Origin of the sequence: Streptomyces sp. Edi4, assembly GCF_040253615.1 — a bacterium.
Classification (GTDB): Bacteria; Actinomycetota; Actinomycetes; order Streptomycetales; family Streptomycetaceae; genus Streptomyces.
Genome location: NZ_JBEJGY010000004.1, coordinates 7,691,219 through 7,711,160, shown reverse-complemented (window position 1 = coordinate 7,711,160; position 19,942 = coordinate 7,691,219). Strand labels below are relative to the sequence as shown.

20 protein-coding genes and 2 pseudogenes are annotated in these 19,942 nt (G+C 68.6%); 9 read left to right on the top strand and 13 right to left on the bottom strand.

What is annotated here, in order from left to right:
• Positions 1 to 44: 44 nt before the first annotated feature.
• The 4 genes from ABR738_RS36535 to lanL form a co-directional block, all read right to left on the bottom strand.
• Positions 45 to 962, bottom strand: coding sequence for an ABC transporter permease (locus ABR738_RS36535; RefSeq protein WP_350234295.1), 918 nt, complete (start codon positions 960 to 962; stop codon positions 45 to 47).
• Positions 959 to 2,068 carry an ATP-binding cassette domain-containing protein gene (locus ABR738_RS36530; RefSeq protein WP_350234294.1) on the bottom strand — a complete coding sequence of 370 codons (1,110 nt, stop codon included), beginning with the start codon at positions 2,066 to 2,068 and terminating at the stop codon, positions 959 to 961. Before ABR738_RS36530 ends, ABR738_RS36535 begins: the two co-directional genes overlap by 4 nt.
• Positions 2,069 to 2,193: 125 nt before the next feature.
• A complete protein-coding gene (locus ABR738_RS36525) occupies positions 2,194 to 2,349 on the bottom strand; it encodes a VenA family class IV lanthipeptide (protein ID WP_189389786.1) in 156 nt (51 codons plus the stop codon).
• 71 nt (positions 2,350 to 2,420) lie between these two features.
• Complete coding sequence (lanL, locus tag ABR738_RS36520) at positions 2,421 to 5,120, bottom strand: class IV lanthionine synthetase LanL (RefSeq protein ID WP_350234293.1); 2,700 nt, start codon at positions 5,118 to 5,120, stop codon at positions 2,421 to 2,423.
• Between the two features lie 1,234 nt (positions 5,121 to 6,354).
• Here lanL and ABR738_RS36515 point away from each other — a divergent pair.
• Positions 6,355 to 6,576 carry a hypothetical protein gene (locus tag ABR738_RS36515; RefSeq protein ID WP_350234292.1) on the top strand — a complete coding sequence of 74 codons (222 nt, stop codon included), beginning with the start codon at positions 6,355 to 6,357 and terminating at the stop codon, positions 6,574 to 6,576.
• A 373-nt stretch (positions 6,577 to 6,949) separates the two neighbouring features.
• Here the strand turns inward: ABR738_RS36515 and ABR738_RS36510 are convergent, their stop codons facing one another.
• Complete coding sequence (locus ABR738_RS36510) at positions 6,950 to 7,579, bottom strand: hypothetical protein (protein WP_350234291.1); 630 nt, start codon at positions 7,577 to 7,579, stop codon at positions 6,950 to 6,952.
• 279 nt (positions 7,580 to 7,858) lie between these two features.
• Between ABR738_RS36510 and ABR738_RS36505 the strand changes: the two genes are divergently transcribed.
• Positions 7,859 to 8,314, top strand: a complete 456-nt coding sequence (locus tag ABR738_RS36505; protein ID WP_350234290.1) for a nuclear transport factor 2 family protein — start codon at positions 7,859 to 7,861, stop codon at positions 8,312 to 8,314.
• 190 nt (positions 8,315 to 8,504) lie between these two features.
• Here the strand turns inward: ABR738_RS36505 and ABR738_RS36500 are convergent, their stop codons facing one another.
• The 3 genes from ABR738_RS36500 to ABR738_RS36490 all read right to left on the bottom strand — a co-directional run bounded on the left by ABR738_RS36500 (position 8,505) and on the right by ABR738_RS36490 (position 10,494).
• Positions 8,505 to 8,660, bottom strand: a complete 156-nt coding sequence (locus ABR738_RS36500) for a hypothetical protein (protein ID WP_350234289.1) — start codon at positions 8,658 to 8,660, stop codon at positions 8,505 to 8,507.
• Between the two features lie 413 nt (positions 8,661 to 9,073).
• On the bottom strand, positions 9,074 to 9,472 hold the full coding sequence (locus ABR738_RS36495; protein ID WP_502964199.1) for a hypothetical protein: 399 nt from the start codon (positions 9,470 to 9,472) through the stop codon (positions 9,074 to 9,076).
• Positions 9,473 to 9,936: 464 nt separating this feature from the next.
• Positions 9,937 to 10,494: a TetR/AcrR family transcriptional regulator gene (locus ABR738_RS36490; RefSeq protein ID WP_350234288.1), complete on the bottom strand. Its 558-nt coding sequence runs from the start codon at positions 10,492 to 10,494 to the stop codon at positions 9,937 to 9,939.
• A gap of 95 nt (positions 10,495 to 10,589) precedes the next feature.
• On the opposite strand from ABR738_RS36490, the pseudogene ABR738_RS36485 reads away from it, so the two are divergent.
• Positions 10,590 to 11,192: pseudogene (locus tag ABR738_RS36485) on the top strand (DUF2867 domain-containing protein).
• A gap of 46 nt (positions 11,193 to 11,238) precedes the next feature.
• On the opposite strand, the pseudogene ABR738_RS36480 reads toward ABR738_RS36485, so the two are convergent.
• Positions 11,239 to 11,499 (bottom strand): annotated as a pseudogene (locus tag ABR738_RS36480) (IS5/IS1182 family transposase); the annotation flags it as partial.
• A gap of 210 nt (positions 11,500 to 11,709) precedes the next feature.
• Positions 11,710 to 12,243 (bottom strand): hypothetical protein, encoded by a 534-nt coding sequence (locus ABR738_RS36475; RefSeq protein ID WP_350234287.1) that lies wholly within the window; start codon positions 12,241 to 12,243, stop codon positions 11,710 to 11,712.
• Between the two features lie 440 nt (positions 12,244 to 12,683).
• Here ABR738_RS36475 and ABR738_RS36470 point away from each other — a divergent pair, with 440 nt between their 5' ends.
• From ABR738_RS36470 to ABR738_RS36460, 3 genes are all read left to right on the top strand, one after another.
• Positions 12,684 to 13,055, top strand: a complete 372-nt coding sequence (locus ABR738_RS36470; RefSeq protein ID WP_350234286.1) for a PadR family transcriptional regulator — start codon at positions 12,684 to 12,686, stop codon at positions 13,053 to 13,055.
• Entirely contained in the window at positions 13,052 to 14,143 is a 1,092-nt protein-coding gene (locus ABR738_RS36465; protein WP_350234285.1) for a hypothetical protein, read from the top strand. Before ABR738_RS36470 ends, ABR738_RS36465 begins: the two co-directional genes overlap by 4 nt.
• Positions 14,144 to 14,579: 436 nt before the next feature.
• A complete protein-coding gene (locus ABR738_RS36460) occupies positions 14,580 to 14,774 on the top strand; it encodes a hypothetical protein (RefSeq protein ID WP_350234284.1) in 195 nt (64 codons plus the stop codon).
• A 149-nt stretch (positions 14,775 to 14,923) separates the two neighbouring features.
• Here the strand turns inward: ABR738_RS36460 and ABR738_RS36455 are convergent, their stop codons facing one another.
• On the bottom strand, positions 14,924 to 15,052 hold the full coding sequence (locus tag ABR738_RS36455) for a hypothetical protein (protein ID WP_350234283.1): 129 nt from the start codon (positions 15,050 to 15,052) through the stop codon (positions 14,924 to 14,926).
• A gap of 108 nt (positions 15,053 to 15,160) precedes the next feature.
• Between ABR738_RS36455 and ABR738_RS36450 the strand changes: the two genes are divergently transcribed.
• The 3 genes from ABR738_RS36450 (at position 15,161) to yczE (ending at position 18,266) form a co-directional block, all read left to right on the top strand.
• Entirely contained in the window at positions 15,161 to 15,928 is a 768-nt protein-coding gene (locus tag ABR738_RS36450) for an iron-containing redox enzyme family protein (RefSeq protein ID WP_350234282.1), read from the top strand.
• A gap of 137 nt (positions 15,929 to 16,065) precedes the next feature.
• Positions 16,066 to 17,232, top strand: a complete 1,167-nt coding sequence (locus ABR738_RS36445; protein WP_350234281.1) for a pyridoxal phosphate-dependent aminotransferase — start codon at positions 16,066 to 16,068, stop codon at positions 17,230 to 17,232.
• Between the two features lie 179 nt (positions 17,233 to 17,411).
• The gene (gene yczE / locus ABR738_RS36440; RefSeq protein ID WP_350234279.1) at positions 17,412 to 18,266 is read left to right on the top strand and encodes a membrane protein YczE; all 855 of its coding nucleotides are present in this window, start codon (positions 17,412 to 17,414) and stop codon (positions 18,264 to 18,266) included.
• A gap of 203 nt (positions 18,267 to 18,469) precedes the next feature.
• Here the strand turns inward: yczE and ABR738_RS36435 are convergent, their stop codons facing one another.
• Entirely contained in the window at positions 18,470 to 18,919 is a 450-nt protein-coding gene (locus ABR738_RS36435; RefSeq protein ID WP_350234278.1) for an SRPBCC family protein, read from the bottom strand.
• Between the two features lie 128 nt (positions 18,920 to 19,047).
• Positions 19,048 to 19,899, bottom strand: a complete 852-nt coding sequence (locus ABR738_RS36430) for an arylamine N-acetyltransferase family protein (protein ID WP_350234277.1) — start codon at positions 19,897 to 19,899, stop codon at positions 19,048 to 19,050.
• Between the last annotated feature and the right edge of the window lie 43 nt (positions 19,900 to 19,942).

Below are 19,942 nucleotides of genomic sequence, written 5' to 3'. Positions count from 1 at the left end.
GCCCGCCTCGACCCCCGCGGCCGGAAGCAGGGTGCAGCCCGCCGTCATTCGGGGCGGCTGAACACATGGGCGGCCCACAGCAGCGCCACGGTTCCCAGCGTCAGCAGGAGGGCGCCTTCGACCAGGAGCGGGGGCTGGAAGCTGGACCAGGTGACTCCCGCGCCGCTCGCCTGGCCCGGTACGCGCAGGGCGATGCAGCGGCGGAGCAGATCCACTCCGTAGGCCAGCGGGTTGGCCGCGGCCACGGTGTGCGCCCAGCCCGGGAGGTTCGCGATGGGGAAGAAACCGCCCGAGAAGAGGACCAGCGGCATCATCACCAGGCCCAGCAGCATGTTGAAGATCTCCGGCCGGCTCAGGCTCACGGCCAGGGTCAGGGCCAGAGCCGTGAGGGTGAAGGAGCACAGGATCATGGCGGCGATGAGCAGCAGCAACAGCACTGGGTCGTAAGGCAGGCCGATGGCGCCGACCAGTGCGAGCAGGACAGCACCCTGCGCCGTGGAGACGAGGGTGCCTCCGGCGCAGGTTCCCAGGAGCAGGGTGGGACGGCGGACCGGGGCCATCAGGAGTTCGCGCAGGTAGCCGCTCTGGCGGTCGGTGATCAGACGGATCCCGACCATGATGGTCGGCGTCTGCACCGTCATCATCAGTACACCGGGAAAGAGGTAGCTCTGATAGCCGACCCCCAGGGACGCGGTGGGGATCAACGTGGCCAGTCCGCCGCCGAGGACGAACAGGTAGATGACCGGTTGCACCAGCATCAGAGCCGTGTGGACGGGCTGGGACGCCAGGCGCAGCAGGTCACGGTGGACCAGCGCGTGGATCGCGCGCGCTTCGTGGCGAAGACCTGAGATCTTTTCCCGGCTGGTGTCGGCACTGTCGGCTGCGTCGCCGGAGACATCGGGACGGTCGGGGCGGTCGGGGCCGGAGTGGGCGTCCGGCGTGTGCAGGGCGGGCGCGGTCATGAGGCCTCCTCGGTGGCGTCCGCGACGGGATCCGACGGCGCGGCGGCCATTGCCCGGTGGGTCCCGGAGGTGTGGATGCTGCGGCCGGTGTGGTGGAAGAAGACGTCGTCGAGTGTCGGCGGGGTCGCGGACGCGGCGTGCACCGCGATGGCATGGGCCTCAAGTGCCGCGCACAGGCGGGGAATCCAGGTGCTTCCGTCGGAGATCCGCAGGGTCACCCCTTCGCTGTCCCCGGTGACGGTGACGCCTGGCGGCACGGCGCCGGCGACGATCTGCCGCGCGGAGGCGTTGTCGCTGGTGCGCAGCGCCACCCGGTCGTCCCCGATCGCCGCCCTCAGCTCGCAGGCGGTGCCCTGGGCCACGAGCCGGCCGTGGTCGATGATGCCGAGGCGGTCGCAGTTCTCGGCCTCCTCCAGATAGTGCGTGGTGATGAAGAGCGTGCTTCCGTGCTGGTCCCGCACCACCCGCAGGTAGTCCCAGACCTGGGCGCGGGCGTGCGGATCCAGGCCGGTGGTCGGCTCGTCGAGGAAAAGGATCTCGGGCGCGTGCAGCAGGCCCCTGGCGAGTTCCAGTCGACGCCGCATGCCACCGGACAGGGTCCGCACCAAGGACCGCCGCCGGTCGGCGAGGCCCACCTTTTCCAGCGTCTCACCGGTGCGCAGCCGGGCGTGGCGGCGGCTCAGACCATAGAGACGAGCGTGGACGTACAGGTTCTGCTGTGCCGTCAGGTCCGGGTCGAGTGCGCTGTTCTGGAAGAGCAGTCCGACCTTGGCGCGTACCTGGTCCGGCTGCCCGATCACGTCGATGCCGGCGACCGTGGCCTGCCCGGCGGTGGGACGGGCCAGGGCGCACAGCAACGCGATGGTGGTGGACTTGCCCGCGCCATTGGGGCCGAGGAAGGCGTAGGTTTCGCCTCTCAGTACGTCCAGGTCGAGGCCGTGAACGGCATGCGTGGTGGTGCCGTCGGGGCCGGGGTAGCTCTTGACGAGACCGCGTGTGCTGATCGCGAGGGCGGGCCCGGCCGCGCTTGGCGTGGCGTCCGGACTGCCGGTGGCCGGCGCGAGGGGTGCCCGGGCACGAGTGTGGTCGTCGGCAGGTGGCTGCATGGTCGAGTCCTCAACTACCGGAGTTTTTCCGCGGTCCATGGGAGGGGTGCTCGTGGGTCCGCCGGTCACGGGGACGGCTCCGGCCGGTGGCCGCGGAAGCGACCACCGGCCGGAGGTTCTGGGGACTAGCTGCAGCTGACGCCCACGCAGACGGTGTTGAGCAGGGTCAGCAGACCGGTGCACGCACAGGTCCCGCCGAACTGCGCCTCGTCGACGCCGACCGGGTCGGTTTCCGGAAGGGCGTGCAGGTGGGCCAGAACCTCAAGGTCTTGGTTCTCCATGGCGTTTCTCCTTCTCTGTGAGGTGATGTGCTCTGCGAGGTGGCGACGGCGGCCGGCCGAGCCGCCGTCGCTCAGCCCGGCTGCTGGATCATCCAGAGCCGGGGGCTTGGGTGGCGTGTCCGTTGCAGGAACGCCAGGATTCCGGCCGATCCGTCGCTCCAGCTCGTCGAGATGTTTCCGTGTTCGTTGGGGAAGACGACGTGCCTGCCGCGGTGGGCCCGTTCCGAGACGACGAGCCGGGCCAGCTGATCGGCCATCGCGTCGTAGACGGGGTCTTGGGAGGCCTGGGCCATGTCGAGGAGGAAGTCGCCGTTGCCCGCGAGTCCGTGGCACTGGGTCAGGGCGGCTCGGGAGGCGCGCTCCACGACTGCCCAAGCGGCCCGGCGGGCGAGATCGCCGAACCTCTCGTCCCCGGTCGCCTGCCAGAGGCGTACCAGGAACGAACCGATGCCGGCCGAGCCGTGGCACCAGTACGGCGCCGTCGGTACGTCCGTGGCCTGCGCCGGCCACTGGGCCGCGCGGCCGACCATCACGACATGGGTGGCCAGATGTTCCCCCGCCGCCAACGCCAGCTCCTTGTGCTCGGGGCAGCCGGAGATCGCCGCTGCGGCGAGAAGGAAGCAGCCGATGCCGGACGTGCCGTGGGCGAAGCCCAGATAGCGTTTGCCGGCCTCTTCGGAAACGGCCTCGGCGGGGACGGGCCAGCTCACGCCGGCCGGCTCGGGGCGGGCCGCGCGAACCAGCCGGTCGGCATCCGCCACGACCCGTTCGGCGAGCCTATGGTCCCCGGTTCGCTGCCACAGGTGGGCCGCGGCCAGTCCACTTCCCGCGCAGCCGTGGGTGATGTCGTAGCTGGGCGTCCACTCCTGCGGCGCCAGCGCCAGGGCCACCGCGTGGTCCATGAGGACGGGGTCGTCGATCGCGCGTCCGGCCTCGTACAGCGCCCATGCCGTGCCGCGGCCCCCGAAGTGCAGGCCCGGGCGTATGGATCGGGTGTCGCACCGTGCGGCGATCCAGCTGCCCGCTGCGTGCAGGATCGCGGGCAGGCGCGGATCCGCGGTCGCCTCGAAGTACCGGGTCAGGACCGCCAGCGGTCCGGCCGCGCCCTGCTGCACGGTGCACGGTCCGGTCTCCCCGGCGAGGGTGGACACGGGCCACAGCCGCCGGTCGTCGGCGGGCGTCATGGAATCGACGAGGTGGTCCACGATGCCGGTAATGGCCGTCTGCGTGGTGTCGCGTGACGACGTGTCCTGCCTCGCCGGGGGTACGGCGTATTCCGGCGGGTCCGGGCGCCTATCGGGGCGAGCCGCCCGCTCATTCACCGCGCGGAGCGCCGCACGTGCGGCGGCCGGGTCCCATCGCACGCCGGGGTCGTCCCTCGTCAGCCCGAGAATCATCTCGCTCAGACCGTCGGGCAGGTCCAGCACTTCGGCGCAGGCCTTCAGCCATGCGGCGAACCGCTGCTCGGCGGGCCTGGCGCCCGGCTCCTCGGTGAGCAGGTTCGCGACCTTGCCCGCCAGGACGAAACACACGGTGGCGCCGAGGCTGTAGTAGTCGGCCGTCGGTGAGACGGGCGCGCCCACCAGGCGTTCGGGGGCGCTGAAGCAGGGTGTCCCGACCCGGGTCGGGAGCATGATGTCGTCCTTGAGGACCGCGAGCTCCAGATCGATGAGACGCAGTTCGCCGTCGGGACGGACCATCACGTTGCCGGGTGTGAAGTCCCGCAGTACACAGCCATGGGCGTGTGCCGCCGCGACCAGGTCGATCAGGCGCTCGGCCTGGACCAGCGCGTCAGCGCGGTAGCGCTCGCTTCCGACGTCACGAAAGCGCTCGGCGACCCAGGTGTGCAGGGGCACTCCCGGCACTTCCTCCTGCGCGAGGAACAGATGGCCGCCCGTCTCGAACAGCGCGAGGGGCGCGGGCGCGAGGCCGGTGCCTTTCAGCTTCTCCAGCGTGCGGGCTTCGGCGCGCAGCCAGTCACGGACGTCGGATCCGGCGGCGTTCCCCTCGACGTGCGGGCGGGCCTCCTTGAGCACGACGGGCAGGCCCGTGGTGACGTCCGTCCCCCGGTAGACGCCCCCCTTGTTGGTGTGCCGGATCGCTTCCCGCACCGAGAACCGCCGCCCGAGCAGAACGGGGCTGCTCGCGGCCTTCTCCCGCTGTGGTGGCAGCGGGACCGAGGCCGGGAAGGGGCTGACCGCCCAGGTGGGCGGCGCGTACTGGCCGGTCCGTTTGTCTTCCACGGGGTTGCCGTCGGGGTCCTCGATGAACCATATGAGCAGACCGTGGTCCGACAGTCTGCGCCGGCCGACGAAGGCGCCGTAGCGATAATGCACGAGGCTGCCCGGGGCGTAGGGCTGGTCCGAGAGGACCCGGGGACCCGCCAGGCCCGAAGTGGCGTTGTGCAGCTCCAGTGCTATGCGGGCGGCATCCTCGTCGGAGGGCGGGTAAACGGTGATGAACTTTCCGGAACTTCCTCGGGGCGTCGCACGGGAGTTGAGCGCGTTCACCTGGTCGAGCGAGCGGGCGAACTTGAATATCAGCTTCTCTCCCAGCAGCACATCCAAAGACCGTATGAGGACTTCCGGCGCCGAGGCGGCCGTGGCGGACACGTGCAGCTTCCAGCCCTGAGGGCGTTGCACAGCGGACCGGTTGGTGAGGCGGCACCACGTCTCGTCCACGTCGGTCACCCAACGCGCTCCCGTAGTCGCTTCCTCCAGTTTCCCGCGAAGCAGGGCTTCGAGATCGACCTCGATCGTGTGATTCGTCATGCCTCTTCCTCTCAACGGTGAAACCGCTGGTGGAATATGCCTCAGGTGAAAAGAAAAGCTATAGCTTGATCTCGTCTTGTGGTGACGTGTCCAGCTGGCGCACGGCGGCATTGGGACGTCGGCGGCGCAGTCCGGCGCAGCAGGCGGCGCCCGGGGCCATCCGACCCCGAATGGGCCACTTGTTCGAAAATCCAGTTGCCGACTGTCGCAGGGCAGGGAGCAGGAATATCGAGGTGTTTCGGAGCCGTTCAGCATTTTCTGGGTGGTACGACCTCGTCGCGAGACGATATGCCGAGACCTCGCGACTACGTCCCTCCGAGTCGCACGATATGAATCTGATGGTGGTCTGGGGACGGCCCCGAGCGACGGCGGCCGCCACGCGTTAATTCACCCTCCCCGCCGCCTCCGCACGGCGGGAAATGGGCTGGCATCAGGTTCATCATTGACCGGACCCAGATTTTAGATCAATCAAGCCGATGGATCACAAACAGCGACCTCGGCCACCGGGAACGTTATCGGTTCGGGTTGTTGCCGCACAGCTTTGCCGTCGACCAGTGGACCGTAAAGAGCACAATTCCGCCACGGTTTTCACCGAGCCGGGAAGGGTAATCACGATCACGGGATGACGGCCATCGACAGCCGAAACTATTCCGCCGCCCAAGAGATTGAACCGTCAACGCGAAGGGGTGACCTTCCCTCGGCGCGACCTCTCCGCAGATTGACTGCCTCTTGAAATCCGATCAAGAATGCACCGGCTGGTCGGCGCCGAACCGGGCCCCAGCCAATTCGAGCAGCGCCGTCGTCCAAAACGCGTACCGCAGGCGTCCCGCACCCCCTTCTCCGGCCAGAAGATCGGCGCGCGGGGCGCGGTCCCGGAAGCCCGGGCGCGAGGCCGCGCGCTCCAGCCAGGGGCAGCGCACCGCCCAACACCTGGTGTACGGGGGCGCTTTCACTCGCGGGGCCGCCCGATGGCCGGTAAGCAGTTGCCCGGCCGGGCCGCCGCCGCGCACTGTCCGATCCGGCCGGCCCACTTCGGAGCACGACGACGCCGCATGGGCATCGTCCCGGCAGCCCATGCGCGGGCATGGGCATCGCCCCGGCAGACCGTGGGCGGGCATGGGCATCGTCCCGGCAGACAGTGAGCGGGACGTCCTTCAGGCAGAGCACCACCGCCGACCCACACCCGGCCCCGTCCCGGCATGCGCGAGCCGGGTCGACGGGCCAGGGTGGAAGCATGATCGAACCACCCATCGTGGTCCACAGGCCCCTCGGTCGCGGCGGCCGCCATGTGACCGCCCTCGGCCAGGACATCGGAGTGGCCTACTCCGATCTGGACGTCATCGAATTCCTCCGGCAGTCAGGAATCGACGAGACCGACGCCGAGGCCATGGTCGACGGCGACTCCCCGGAGATCGCGTGGCAGGGCGCCCCGGCGCACGAGTACGGAGCAGCCTGACGCGCGCTTTTTCGCTGTCGCCGGACCGGACACTGGTGCGCCGGCCGCGCTCAGGCTCTGCGGCGGCGCAGGCCCACGGCCCGCGACGGATCGCTATCGTAGATCCGGACTCATCGCACCAGGCGACGCCGATGCAGTCGCAGAGCTGGAGGATCCCCGAGCCGAGCATGACCGGCGCCAAGTCCTTGCGCCCCCGGGCCGCGGCCAGACCGCTCTCGTCAGCTCCGGCCACATCGCGGTCGAGGAAGGTCACATCGAGATCAGGGACCGCGTCCGGAACCCGGCCGGCGAGCGCGTAGTACCCGCGACGGCCGCCCGTCCGCAACCGCTCACGCCGTGGCGGTCGACTCCTCGTTGGTGCCCGGACCGGTCGTCAGTTGCGCAACGGTCGGCGCGGGCCCTGGTGCTCCACGGTCGAAACGACGCGGACCAGGGCGGGAGCGGCCGGGGCGGAACCGAAGCCGAAACGCACGGGCGGTGAGACGGGCGCGAGCGGACCGAGGTCGGTGCCGCCGAGCCGGACCCGGGCGGTGACGATCGGCCGCAGGTCACCAGCCGCGTACCACTGACGGTATCCCGGACGCGAGCTGCCTGTGGTGCGAACGCCGGCCATCAGCCGGGCAGGGACGTCGGCGACGGCCGCCCACAGGGGGCTCCGGACCAGCGGTCGCGGAACCACCCGCAGGGCCAGACCGAGGGCATTTCGGCGCCCGACGGAGAACCGCAGGTCCAAGGGGCCCGCCGTGACGTCCCAGACACCGTCGCGTACGACCACCTTCACCGCCACGCGTCGGACGTCGTCGAAGTGGTAGACGGCGGAGACGTACGCCGCCGTCTCCGAGGTCGGTGCCAGAAGGGTCCGCCATCCATCGGCGTGCTCCACCATGACGTCGCTGAACGAGCCGAACGGAGACCGCGGCCAGTGACCGACGACGACGCGCGTGCCCGACTCCGTTCCCACAGCGGCGATCCATCCGTCAAAGGTCAGCCGTTCGGTTTCCACCCCGTCTGCATACCGCACACACCTCGTTTCCGGGTGCGCGGCACTCCGGTCCGAGATCACCGGGGCCGGGGCCGGCCGAGGGCTGAAGGGGACGCCTCCCCTCCCCCGCAGCCCCCAACTCCCTCGCGGCCGGGCCGCGTTGGCGTCGGCGCGCACGGTACGCAAGGAGGCAAGGAAGGGCGCTGGGCCCAAGGTCGTGTTGTGGAGGTGCCGACCGCTCCGCACAATGATGTCTGATGGCCGCCAGCAAGGTCGTGCTGTGGTGATCATGCTGGCGGCATGACGATGTCATCCACTACGGACTCAGTAACAGTCCTCACCGGCATGTATGCGGCTGAGGCCGAGTACTTGGCTGCAGGAGGCCCCGGCGAGGCTTCGTTCGACCTGCTCGCCCCCTTCTTCGCGCCGGATGTCGAACTGCATCAAGCAGATGCTCTGCCCTATGGAGGTACGTGGCGTGGGCACAGCGGCATGAAGCAGTTCTTCCTCAGGATGGGAGACGTGTGGGAGTCGTTCGACATGGTGGAGCAGGAGATACTTGCCACCGGTGAGACTGCGGTCGTGCTCACACAGGTTCGTGCTCGTGCTCGTGCGACCGGCCGTGAACTCAGCTTTCCGATTCTGCAAGCGATCACGGTCATGGACGGGCGGATCACCGAGGTTCGTCCGTTCTACTGGGACACGCGGGCTATCGCCGACGCCTGCGCCGCCCCGACACCGACACCGACAGACTGAGGTCGACGGCAACACGCTGGTCATGGCCACTCGGCCAGGACTGCCGCCAGCACGGCCGCCTCGCAGGGGACGGCAAGCTTGTCGTGTCTCATGGCCACGACCCGGTGGCGCTTGAGGCGCTTCACCCCGCCCTCGACCGCGTGGCGCTCGCGGTAGTCGCTCGTGTCGAACTTCGGCGGCCGACCACACCTCAGGAGCGTCCGATGCCGTGGTCGGCCGGCTTGACGGCAACGCGGCCGGGCGGGTCCTTGTGCAGGCCCCCCTTGTCGCCGCCCCCGGCCGCGTACTTGTGGGCCCGGCAGACGGTCGAGTCGACGTTCACCTCCCAGGTGATCAGGCGCTTCACACCCGCCTCGGCCCGGAGCTTGGTAAGGATCCTGGCCCAGGTGCCATCCCGCTGCTGCCAGCACCGAACAGGTCATGGACCCGGTCCCGGGGCCCGTAGCGTTCCGGCACATCGCGCCAGGGCGCACCGGTCCGGGGCCGTCACCGTACGCCGTCCATCAGCTGCTGCCACGTCCACACAGGACGACCGCCGGCTCGCCGCCCCGTCGCGGGACTGACGAACCAGCAGCCTCTCAAGCCGCTTCCGATACACGCCCCAGCAGTAGCCGTCCAACCTGGCGGCGGCCGGGGTGAGTCGGGGTTAGGGGTGGCCGGCTCGGTCGGAGGCGGCGGATCGCAGGAGGTCGAGGAGGTTGCTGCCGGGGTAACCCCGAAAATCCGCGTAGGCGTGGCGGTAGTAACAGCTCCAGTAGCTCACGACTCGCCGTTGGGTACGTGCGAAGAAGGCGGGGTGTCCACGATGAACCGCCCGTAGGCCAGGTTGCCTCGGGTGCCGGGGGCCACGAGGTCACGGAGCTCGTCGCGTATGACGACCAGGATCTCCAGGACGTACTCGCCGGCCAACTGCACGACGAAGGGAATGACCCACGGGTCCGTGGAATCGACGATTTTCTCCAGGTGTCGTTGCCTGACCATCCCGTTGGAGTGCCTTGAGTACAGGCAGTGCAGAAGCTGCCGTTGGCGCGACGAAAGCAACGCCATCGCCTCGGGCAGTGGCTCGTCGTTGTAGCGGCGCCCAGGAATCAACACCTGCCGGCCCTCCACGACGACCGGGAACGAGGCATGCGGTGGGAGCCGGGAATCAGGCAGCACCGCCAAGGCCACCTAGGCATCACGGGCGAGTTCGGCTGGGAACGCCGCGATCAACCGGCTACTGATGTCGGAAAGCGGCTGCATGAGCTGAGAATAGTCGGACGTCTCGAAAGGGCAGTCGGTAAAAAATCTCCGCCCTGGTTCTGCTGGACACGACGGTGGTGCCCACGCGAAGTCGGAGCGAAAGCATGACCCCTGCGGGGTGCGAGCGGAATGTCTCAGCACGGCCGGGCTCAGTCCCACCACGCGTTTGCGCCGAGAACCGGTGCCAGCTCCGGCACACACGTCAACTGGGTTAGGGCCTGTCAGGCGGATCATGCCGCAGTCGCGGGGGCTGGCATGCACATCTGCGTTATCCGGTGACGCTCACCTCGTACAGCCTGGTCCGCGACAAACCCTAGCCGTGACCAGGGCGCACGTTGAGCCACATGAGAGTGACGCCAGGTGCGGGTGATGATGGGCGGCTACTCCAGCAGCCGTTGCCTGATTAGCTCCATCACTTCCGCGCGGCTGCGCTTGCCGTTGTCGGCGGCGTTGAAGTGGTTGCCGATGCGCACGGAAACGGCGAGCAGGCAGCGGACCTCGACCTCGTCCTCGTCTGGGCAGAAGGAGGAGAACAGGGAACGCAGGTAGTCCATACGGCGGTTGTCGACGCGGCGCAGGCGCGCGGCGACGGCCGCATCGCGGCGGGCCCAGTCACGGATCGCTATATCGGCGGTGGTGCCCCGCACCGGCCCGTCGGTGGCGGCGGCGATGGCGAACAGCCGCTCCAGTCTGGCCCTGGCGTCTCCCCCGCCGCTCTCAACCTGCTCGATCACGCTCTCGGTGACCTCGTACTCCCAGGTGTCGAGCATTTCGGTGAGCAGCGCGCCCCGGTTGCGGAAGTACCCGTAGAAGCCACCCTTGCTGACGCCGAGTGCCTGCGCCAGTGCCTCGATCCGGACGGTTTCGGGGCCGCCTGCGACCAGTGCCCGCAAGCCTTCCTCGATCCACTTGCCGCGTGGCGTGCGGGTCGCGCCCATGGTGTGTGCCTCCTCACGTCTCCGCCGAGTATACGGGTGCGCATAGATGGGCCTACTCTCGATACATACGCAGCCGTATAGATGGGGGCCTGCTCATGCGACTTCCCCGAACCGCTCACACCGACCGCCCCTGGCGGATCCACGAGATCGCCGACGACTTCACGGTCGAGGACGTGTGGGCAATGCCCACCCCCGGCGGACCCGAGGACCTTGTGTGGCTGGTGCGCCAGACCGCCGAAGGAATCAGGAGCGGGGTGAGCGGAGAGGGTCCCGTCTCCCGCGTGCTCTTCGCCGTCCGCTGGAAGCTCGGAGCACTGCTCGGCTAGGACAAGCCCGGTACCGGCATCAGCACCCGGCTGCCTTCCCTGCGCGACCGGTTGCCGGCGGACCTTCGCGAGGGCCCTCAGGGCCCCGACCTCGGCTCGTCCCCGTTCACCTCCCTCTATCAGCGGGACGACGAGTGGGCCGCCGAGATGGGCAACAAGACCGTGCACGCGGTGATGCACATCGGCTGGGTCCCGGACGGGTCCGGCGGCTACCGCGGCCAGATGGCCGTCCTGGTGAAGCCGAACGGGCTGTTCGGCACCCTCTACATGGCCGCCATCAAGCCCTTCCGGTACATCGGGGTGTACCCGGCGCTGATGCGTTCCATCGGCCGCAAGTGGCAGGCGAACGCCGCCGGGCGGAGCGTGCGCTGACCGGCTCCGTCCTCAGCCAACGCGCGGCGCATCTCCGGCAGGTTGTTCACGACCGCAGCCAGAGCCGGATTGCTGCGGCGGTGACGGTGCCGTGGAAGATGTAGGCCCGCTTGTCGTATCTCGTCGCGACAGCCCGTGAGTTCTTGAGCGCGTTGATCGTCCGCTCGACTTCGTTCCTGCGCTTGTAGGTCGTGTTGTCGAATCCGGTGGGCCGGCCGCCTTTGCTGCCTCGTCGTTGGCGGTTGGTCCGCTGGTTCTTCGGCTCAGAGATGGTGTGCCTGATCTGGCGTCTACGCAGGTGGCGGCGGCGCCAGATCAAGCACACGATCCCCGAGCCGAAGAGCCATAGCCGCTTCGATGCCGTGCTCCCGAACCGGGTCAGCTCCTTGTCCAGGGCCGCACGAAGGCCCGCCGCATCGACGCCGGGTATTGCCTGCGGGTCATAACCAACAACAAGTACGGAAGACATGTAGCCAACCTACTCGCGCCTCTCCGAGCATGATCCGCCGGACAGACCCTAGACGGCCAAGGAGTTGAAGGTCTCCCTCATCATCCGGTCGATGGTGCCGGGCCGGCCGGCCAGGGAGTCGAAGAGATCGGCGAGCAGCCACAGGACGAAGCCGTGGACCAATGCCTCCTCGGGCGGGATCTGCCCGAAACGGTCGCGCCACGCCACGGTGTCCATGCCCATCGCGGCGGCCATGAGGACTCCGGTGGCCATCGGCACTTGAGCCGGGCCAGCCAGTTCGAAGGTGGGCAACCTGCGAATGACAGCCGGGATGAGGTCGCCGAGCGGATCGAGGCGGTCCTCGGCAGCTGCCTGTTCGGCGATCAGATAGCCGGTCAGCACACCCACCAGGAACACCGTGCCCCGGGCCACCTCTTCGCGCCCATGGGTCTCCGTCGCGGCCCTGATGCGCCCCTGCGCCTTCCCACGCTCATCGGCCGGAGTCCGCTTCTCCAGCACCCGGTAGGAATCCCACGCCGCGCGGATGGCCTCGTCCGCCACCACGCCTACGCCGCCGCCTTCGTCTTCGCCTTCACTTCGCATGGGTCGACCGTAAGTGAGAGGTGCGCTACGGAGAAACCCGTGAACGGCCCCTACAGCGAGGCCGAGGTGTCCGCACGCCGTGAGGCGCAGGCCTTGGACCAGCTCGTGCAGACCGCCGAGTACGCCCCCCGACGGCCGGCGGGCCCAGTTCGGCGGCGTGATCGACGTTCGGCCGACCGCCGTCGCCGAGGTGGACTGCCAAGCCAACCGCGACTTTCTGGCCCGCCACCCGGCTCTTTGCAAGCCCTGCGACGACAAGGATGTCCACCGCCCCTGCCTGACCGGCGGCCGTAACGGGCCGGGGCCGGGGCCGGGGCCGGGCCCTCGCACCCCACCCCCCGAAGCCCCTCCGCACGCTCAACTACTCCACCCCATGGGCTAGTATGAAAAACGAACTAGTCGGAGGTCCACAGGGGGGTCATGCCTCCACGGGAGGGGTCATGCCGGACGTCCCATCAGCCTGGCTGCGCGCGTCTCTGCCTCTGTGCCTGCTCGGCATGCTGGCGTCCGAGGGCGAGAGCTATGGATACGCCCTGATCCAGCGCCTGGGCGAGGCCGGGCTCGGGGGCCTCAAAGCGGCCACCCTTTACCCCGCGCTGGGCAAATTGGAAGAAGAGGGCGCGGTCGAAGTGCGGTGGAGCGCGGGAGACGGCGGGCCGGGCCGCAAGTACTACCGGCTCACCTCCGCAGGAGAAACCCGGCTGGCACAGGAGTACCAGTCCTGGCGGGCCCTGGACGACGTGGTGAGCGCGCTGGCCGGTGGTCGCTTCGCCGTACGGACGACACCCGGCGATGATGGGGACCAACGATGAAGGCGCGCGACACCGGGCAGCAGCAGGTCTGGACGCACAAGGACGACGAGCAGTGGGCGGCGCGGTTCGAGCTCGCCCTGGCCTGCCGCCACGACGCGCCCAGCAGCCTGGCCGAGGAAGTCCTGGCCGAGGTGCGCGAGATCGCGGCAGAGGCAGGACGACCCGTACAGGACGTGGCCGGTGACCCCGACGCCTACGCGGACACCGTTGCGGCGGAGCGCATCAGTGAAGTGCGGCGCAGCTCGGCCGACATGCACGGCGTGTCGCCCGGAGGCCGGTTCACGGGGGCGCTGGCGCTCGCGGGCGTGCAGGTGGTGCTGTTCGGCATCATGCTGTGGGTGTCCGAGGGATTCTGGCTGTCGGCCGGATGGCCTCAGCTGTCGGGTGCGGCGCTGCTGACCACGGTGTTCGTGGCGGCCGTCGGGGTACTGCCCGAACTGCGGGCCGCCGCTCGGCTGCTCGCCTGGCGGATCACCCTGGTCGCGGTCTGCGTGCTCGTCGTGGCGACCGCCACCCTGTTCACCTCCGTCCCGGCCGACCCGTTTGTCCGCGTGCCCGCGCCGACGCTGTTCGGCGTCGGTGGGCTCTTGGCCTTCGCGGGATTCCGGCTCTCCGACGAGCGGGCCGGGCGCTGGCTCGCGGGGGCACCCGCACCGGCGCGGCCCGTTGACGACGAGGCCTGGCTCGCCCGGCTGGAAGCGCTGCTCAAGGGGCGTCACGGATATCGGTCCGGAACAGCGGCCCGCTCCCGGGAAGAGGCCCGCGACCACCTCGAGGCGTCAGGCGGCAGCGCCGTCGAGGAGTTCGGGCCTGTCGAGATCTACGCGATGCGGCTGGCCGAAGGTCCGGCGCGCGCCGGCCGCTCCGCACGCGCGCAGCTGTTCCCGGCCGCAGCCATGTGCGCGCTGTGCGCTTGGTGGGGGTGTGACCTGCTCACCCACCCCGAGCCGGGGTCCGCATGGTTCTGGATCAAGGCGGGGGTTCTGCTGCTGGGCATGTGGACGTGCGGTTCGACCCTTCGCGGCCTGCGCGCGGCACTGCGCCGCGACACCGGGAAGAACGCCGGGCGGCGACGCCTGCGAGGGTGACGGCGGCCCGGGAGGGCAGCTGGGGGGCTTGTCATAGCGGGACGGGATGCCGCGTCATTGTTTGAGGCGGTTGCAACACCGTTCCCCGAAGTCGCGCTGCGTGTACAGCTGTTTGCCCGAGCGGGACGCGCGTCCGAGCGCCGGAGGGCCCCGGCTCCCTGTGGGGCTCGGGCCGCGTGCCGGTGGAGTAAGCGAGGCGGTGTCAGCGCGGCGGCGGGGTCGACCCATACCAGCCAGACGGTGTCCCCGACTACGGCCGCCCCCGCCTGAGCGGCCCGGCACATGTGCTCGGAGGTGCCTGCCGCCCCTGGCCCACCGCCGAAACGAGTGCGCCCCGGTCGCCCAACCGCTTCCGCCTCCCTCCGGCAATGGGCAGCAGCGTGTGGCAACGACCGGACGACGAACCCCCAATCGGTATCGGACAGGTCATGCCGACATGGCGCGGCCACGCTTTCGCCAGCTCGGCGCCCTGTTCGTCGAGTTCGCGCAGCACCCGCTGACGCACCTAGGTGAGGGGCGCTGGACCTTCTTCGCCTCGGTGGCGAGGACGAGCCGCTTCGCGCCGTTGCGCAGGCCCATTCCCTCCCTCCACCGGAAGGACGACCGCGCCACTCCCCCCGCTATGTCCTGATGTTCGGCGGAGTGTCAGGAGCGTCCGCGCGTATGGCTCATTGTGGCCTGGTCGCGGTCGCGGTCGCTGAGCCACCGTGGAGCATGGCGGATTCAACGCACTCATCGCGGTCGACTGGCTGATGGATCTTCCTCGCGGAGACCCGTTCATCATTTACGGGACAGGTATTTCGCTTGCGGGTGTGACGTGCAGGGATTTCTTGCATTCACCATCAGGTCCGCTTCCATCAGGTCCGCTTCCATCAGGTCCGCCACCGAACCCGCTTCGATGGTGATCACGCCCGACCGGCGCCCCCAGCAAGAATCTCTTCAGCGGATCGCGTGTCAATTTCCGGCTGCTCCACGACCGCGATTCACCACTGCGACGCGCACAGGGAGAGAAATGAGATGACGACAGAAATGGCAACCGCGCTGCACGACCAAGTCACCTCGCTCATGGCTGAGTTGGAGCGACACCCCGTCTACGACAACGGCTACTTCAAGCTCCTCGAGAACTCGCCGTGGAACAGCCGGACGTACGACTTCCACCGGGCGAACTTCTTCCACCGGACCGAGGGCACGGTCAAGGGCATCGCCCATGTGTGTGCTGAGGCCGCGGCGCATGACGACCGGGACACGCTGGTCCTGTTCTCCTGCATCCTCAACGAGGAGGCCGGGAACGGCGAGGCCGGCAGGTGCCACGAAGTGCTGATGGAGAATGCGCACAACCTGTACGGCCAGGTCGAGTTCGGTCTGCCGCCGTTGCGCGTCAAGGACGCGCGGAACAGCGAGCTGGTCCTCCCCGAGACGTTCGAGTACCGGCGGCGCACCCTCGAACTGCTCGGGGACAGCTACCACCGCATGCTGGGCGTCGCCATGGCCCTGGAATCCCACGCGGACAGGATGCTGCAAGTCTGCCGTACGGCGTTCCGCAACAGCAACAACGAGCTCAGCAAGGACCGGTTCGTCGACAACGTCGAGATCTATTTCAACGTCCACGTCGGCGACGAGGGCGTCGAGGAACGGCACGCGGCCGACGCCAAGCAGTGCGTCCTGAACAATTGCCATTCCGACGCGGATGTCGCCGAGATCGCCCACGGGGCGAAAGAGACCCTGAAAATCCAACTGGACATGTGGAATGCGATGGAAAAGGTCGCTCACGGCTTGAACGCGTAATCGGGGGAGGTCCTCGTACGATCATGCAGAAGAACCGCGGCATATCCCGTGCCGTCCTGAGCATCCCACCGTCAGCGACACATGGAACGGCAGCGAGAATCGCGCGACTGAACCAGGGACTCACCGAGAAAGACCGGATGATCGACCTCAGCATCGGCGCACTGGACACACCGGCCGATCCCAGGATCGACCAGGGCGTGGTCGACTTCATCCAGACCCGGCCACAAATGATTCACGCATTCGCACCCGTGAAGGGATTCCCGTTCCTGCTGGAGTCCGTCGCGGCGCGGGTGGCCCGCCTGCACGCAGTCGAGTATGACCCGGACAGCGAGATCATGGTGACGCCGGGCGGTGTGAAGGGGTCGATTTCGGCAGCCTTCCACACCCTGCTCGACCCCGGTGACGAGGTCGTGATTCCGGTACCCAACTGGCCGCACTACTCGGACATGGTGCGGCTGCACGAGGCCGTCCCAAGGACGGTCCTGGTGACGGCGGAGGACGGCCTCACGGCACAGGCCCTGGAGGAAGTCCTCACCGAGCGGACCAAAATTGTCGTCCTTGGTGACTGCGTCAACCCGACGGGCAAGATCTACTCGACCGAGGAACTGTCGGCACTGGCCGAGGTCGTGGGCCTGCACAACACGCGGCGCGAGGCCGAAGGCGAGAGCCCTGCCCACGTCCTGTTCGATTCGCCCTACGAGGCCCATGTCCTTGGGCCCCGGGCCAAGACCTTCGCCGCCATCGATGTGAAGCTCACGGACGGCAGCCGCTGCTCCATGCGGCCGTGGACGGTGTCGGTGACCGGCCCCGGCAAGACCTATGGGATGCACGGCGACCGCATCGGCTATCTCTGCGGTCCGCCCGACATCGTGGAGGCGGCCGCACGGGCGCAGGTCAACCTGACGTCATTCGCCTCCACCTACGGTCAGGTCGCCACACACATCGCCCTGCAACCGGAGATGGACGAGGTGGCGACCTCCAGGGCGAAGACCGCGCGCGCCAACCTCGAGGCCATGCTGGAACAACTCGACACGGTCCCTTCGCTGCGCGTCAGACCGCCCCAGGGTGGCTACTTCCTGTTCATCGATCTGTCCGCCCACGCCGAGGCCTACCGGCGGCTCGGCCACAGCTCCGCCGAAGAGTTCCTGCTGACCAAGGCGAGGGTTGCCACGATCTCGGGCAGCCACTTCGCGGAGGGCGAGGAACTTCGCCATTTCGTGCGGATCAACTGCGGCCGGACGGCTTCGCTGCTCACCGAGGCCGGCAGGCGCATCAGGAACGCCCTCGCGCGCCTGGACCCCTGAGGCAGGTGCGGCGAAGACCCGGGGCTCCGTGGCACCGCTCCTTTGGAGTGGTGCCACGGCCTCCTGGCGGTCGGTGGCACTTCCCCCCTTCCGTCCCGCGCCCCGGCATACTCTCGTTCAGGCCCCGGCTCAGTCAGGCGACGCACCCTCCACCCACGTACACACCGGAGGCGACCCTCATGGAGCAAGAGTTCAGGGACCGCTGCAAGCGCGCGTTCAGAGGCCGTCACCAGCTGCGCGCGGCGGCGAGCCCGCGCCGCCCTCGTCCCGGCCGGTCCCCGACGCCCCTCACCTACATACCTGTCCGCGAGCATCCACTGCGGCGCGGCCTCCAACTCCTCGCCGGTCTCGCCCTGTTCGGACTCAGTCTGTCCGCCATGGTCCGGACCTCACTGGGCAACAATCCATGGAGTGTCCTGTACGAGGGCCTTGCACAGCGCACCCCGCTGAGCTTCGGCATGATCAGCGGTGTCCTCGGCGTCCTCGTACTCCTGCTCTGGATCCCGCTCAAACAGCGGCCGACACTGGGCACGGTCGCGAACATCGTCGTGGTGGCCTGCTCGTCCGATCTGGGCCTCTGGCTCATCCCCGACGACCTCGCCATCCTGCCCCGGATCGGCCTGCTCGCCGGGTGTGTGGTCCTCAATGGCCTCTCCATCGCGGTATACGTCGGAGCGCGCTTCGGGCCCGGACCCCGCGACGGACTCATGACCGGCGTGGCCGCCGTATCCGGTCGCTCCATCCGGCTGGTACGCACGTTGATCGAGGTCACGGTGCTCGGCGTCGGCTGGCTGCTCGGTGGAAGCGCGGGCATCGGCACGGTGCTGTACGCGGTGATGGTCGGCCCGGTCACCCAGTTCTTCCTGCCCTGGTTCGCCTACCGCAGGGCGGATGAGCATCCCACGGCGACACCGGAACCGTCCCAGGGAGACGAATCCGGCCGCATCCGGCCACAACGGGGCGCGGGGGCGGCTCAGTTCCGCGGACGGTACATCGCGAAGCCGTCGCCGGACGGCCCCGCCGATCTCGGCTGACCCTCTGAGCCAGATGCCAGCACGTGGTCAACTGCCGTATTCAAAGGCCGAGTTGCTTGACCCCACGTACACAGCAACGGCCATCGCGTACTCCCCCCGCGCCTTCACGCACAGGGAAAGTCCCGCGATGGCCGTTCCGTGTCCCAGGTGGCTTCCCGTCCTCCGCCCACCTACACGGCTCGGGGACGGGAAGACCGCCAAGCTCAGACCTGGCCGCGCCAGGCGCCGGTCTCACGGCCGCGGTCCTCGATGAACTCCTTGAACCGCTTCAGGTCTCCGGTGACCTGCCGCTTGACCACCCCCAGCTTGTCCCCCACGTTCTCCTTGAGGCCTTCGGGCTCGTAGTCGAGTTGCAGCATGACCTTGGTCTTCGTGTCACTCAGGCGGTGGAAGGTGACCACACCCGCCTGCCTGACCTCGCCGTCCAGGGTGGTCCAGGCGACGCGCTCGTCGGGGATCTGCTCGGTGATCTCCGCTTCGAACTCCTTGGTGACACCACCGATCTTCGTCACCCAGTGCGTCATCTTGTCCGTACGCTGCTCGATCCGCTCCACACCGTCCATGAAGTGCGGAAACGACTCGAACTGGGTCCACTGGTCGTAGGCCGTGCGGACGGGGACCTCAACCTCGATGGACTCCTCAACCTTCGACACGACAAGTCCTTTCCCTCAGTCGGCGGGCCGGGCGAAAGTGTCCGGCCACGAGCGTCATGGCCACCGCCTGCCCCCCATGGCCGCGGCCATTACACGTACGGATCCACGGCATGGACCCGGGTGCGCGGTCACGGCCGCTCGGGCTCGCGCAGCAGGGCGGCCAGTTCGTCCGCGTCCAGAATGATGTCGAAGGTCTCGGCGAGCAGTGTGCCGATCCCGGCGGGCTCGATCTCCTTTTCCGTACACATGCCGTCGGGGGTGAATGTCTTCCAGGTGGTCCCGTCGAGCTGATGGTGTTCGGCGCCCGTGAACCTCTGGACGAACAGCCGTGTCACGAAGGGCGAGCGGGGGTGGGTGCCGATGTAGTGGCTGCCCATGCGGTAGTCGATGGGGTACTGCTGCACCAGGACGAAGGTGTTGCGGTCCGTCCAGCCGTCGGCGCCGTACTGGTAGAACCGCCAGTCGTCGGCCAGGGCTCCGGGACGCCGCTCCAGCCGGTAGCGCCAGCCGTCGGCCTCCAGTGTCGCGCCGTCGGCGAGCTCGATGGGGGCGGTGGGGCCGCTGCCGAAGCCCACGTCGCACAGCCAGGCCCGCGGGTCGTCGGGGAAGCGGACGACGACCATGGCGTGTGTGGCCGCGGTGATCTTCGTAGCGCCGAGCGTGATGCGAGCGCTGATCCCGGTGATGTCGAAGCCGAGGCGTTCGAGGGCGGAGGCGAACAGGACGACGTGCTCGTAGCAGTAGCCGCCGCGCCTGCGGCGCACCAGCCGGTCCTGGACCGAGGCCAGGTCGATGGGGAGAGGGATACCGAGAGCGGCGTGCACGTTCTCGAAGGGGATCGATGTCGTGTGGGCGCGCTGGAGCCGGGCGAGGGTGTCGAGGGTGGCGTCGCGCGGGCCACTGAAAACGATCCGGTCCAAGTAGGCGTCGAGGTCCAGCTCCTCGCCCTGCCACACCGACACACCCTGCTTCGCTTCCATGCCCTCGCCTCTCCCACAGTCATTTCGCGGCCCCGTACAGCTA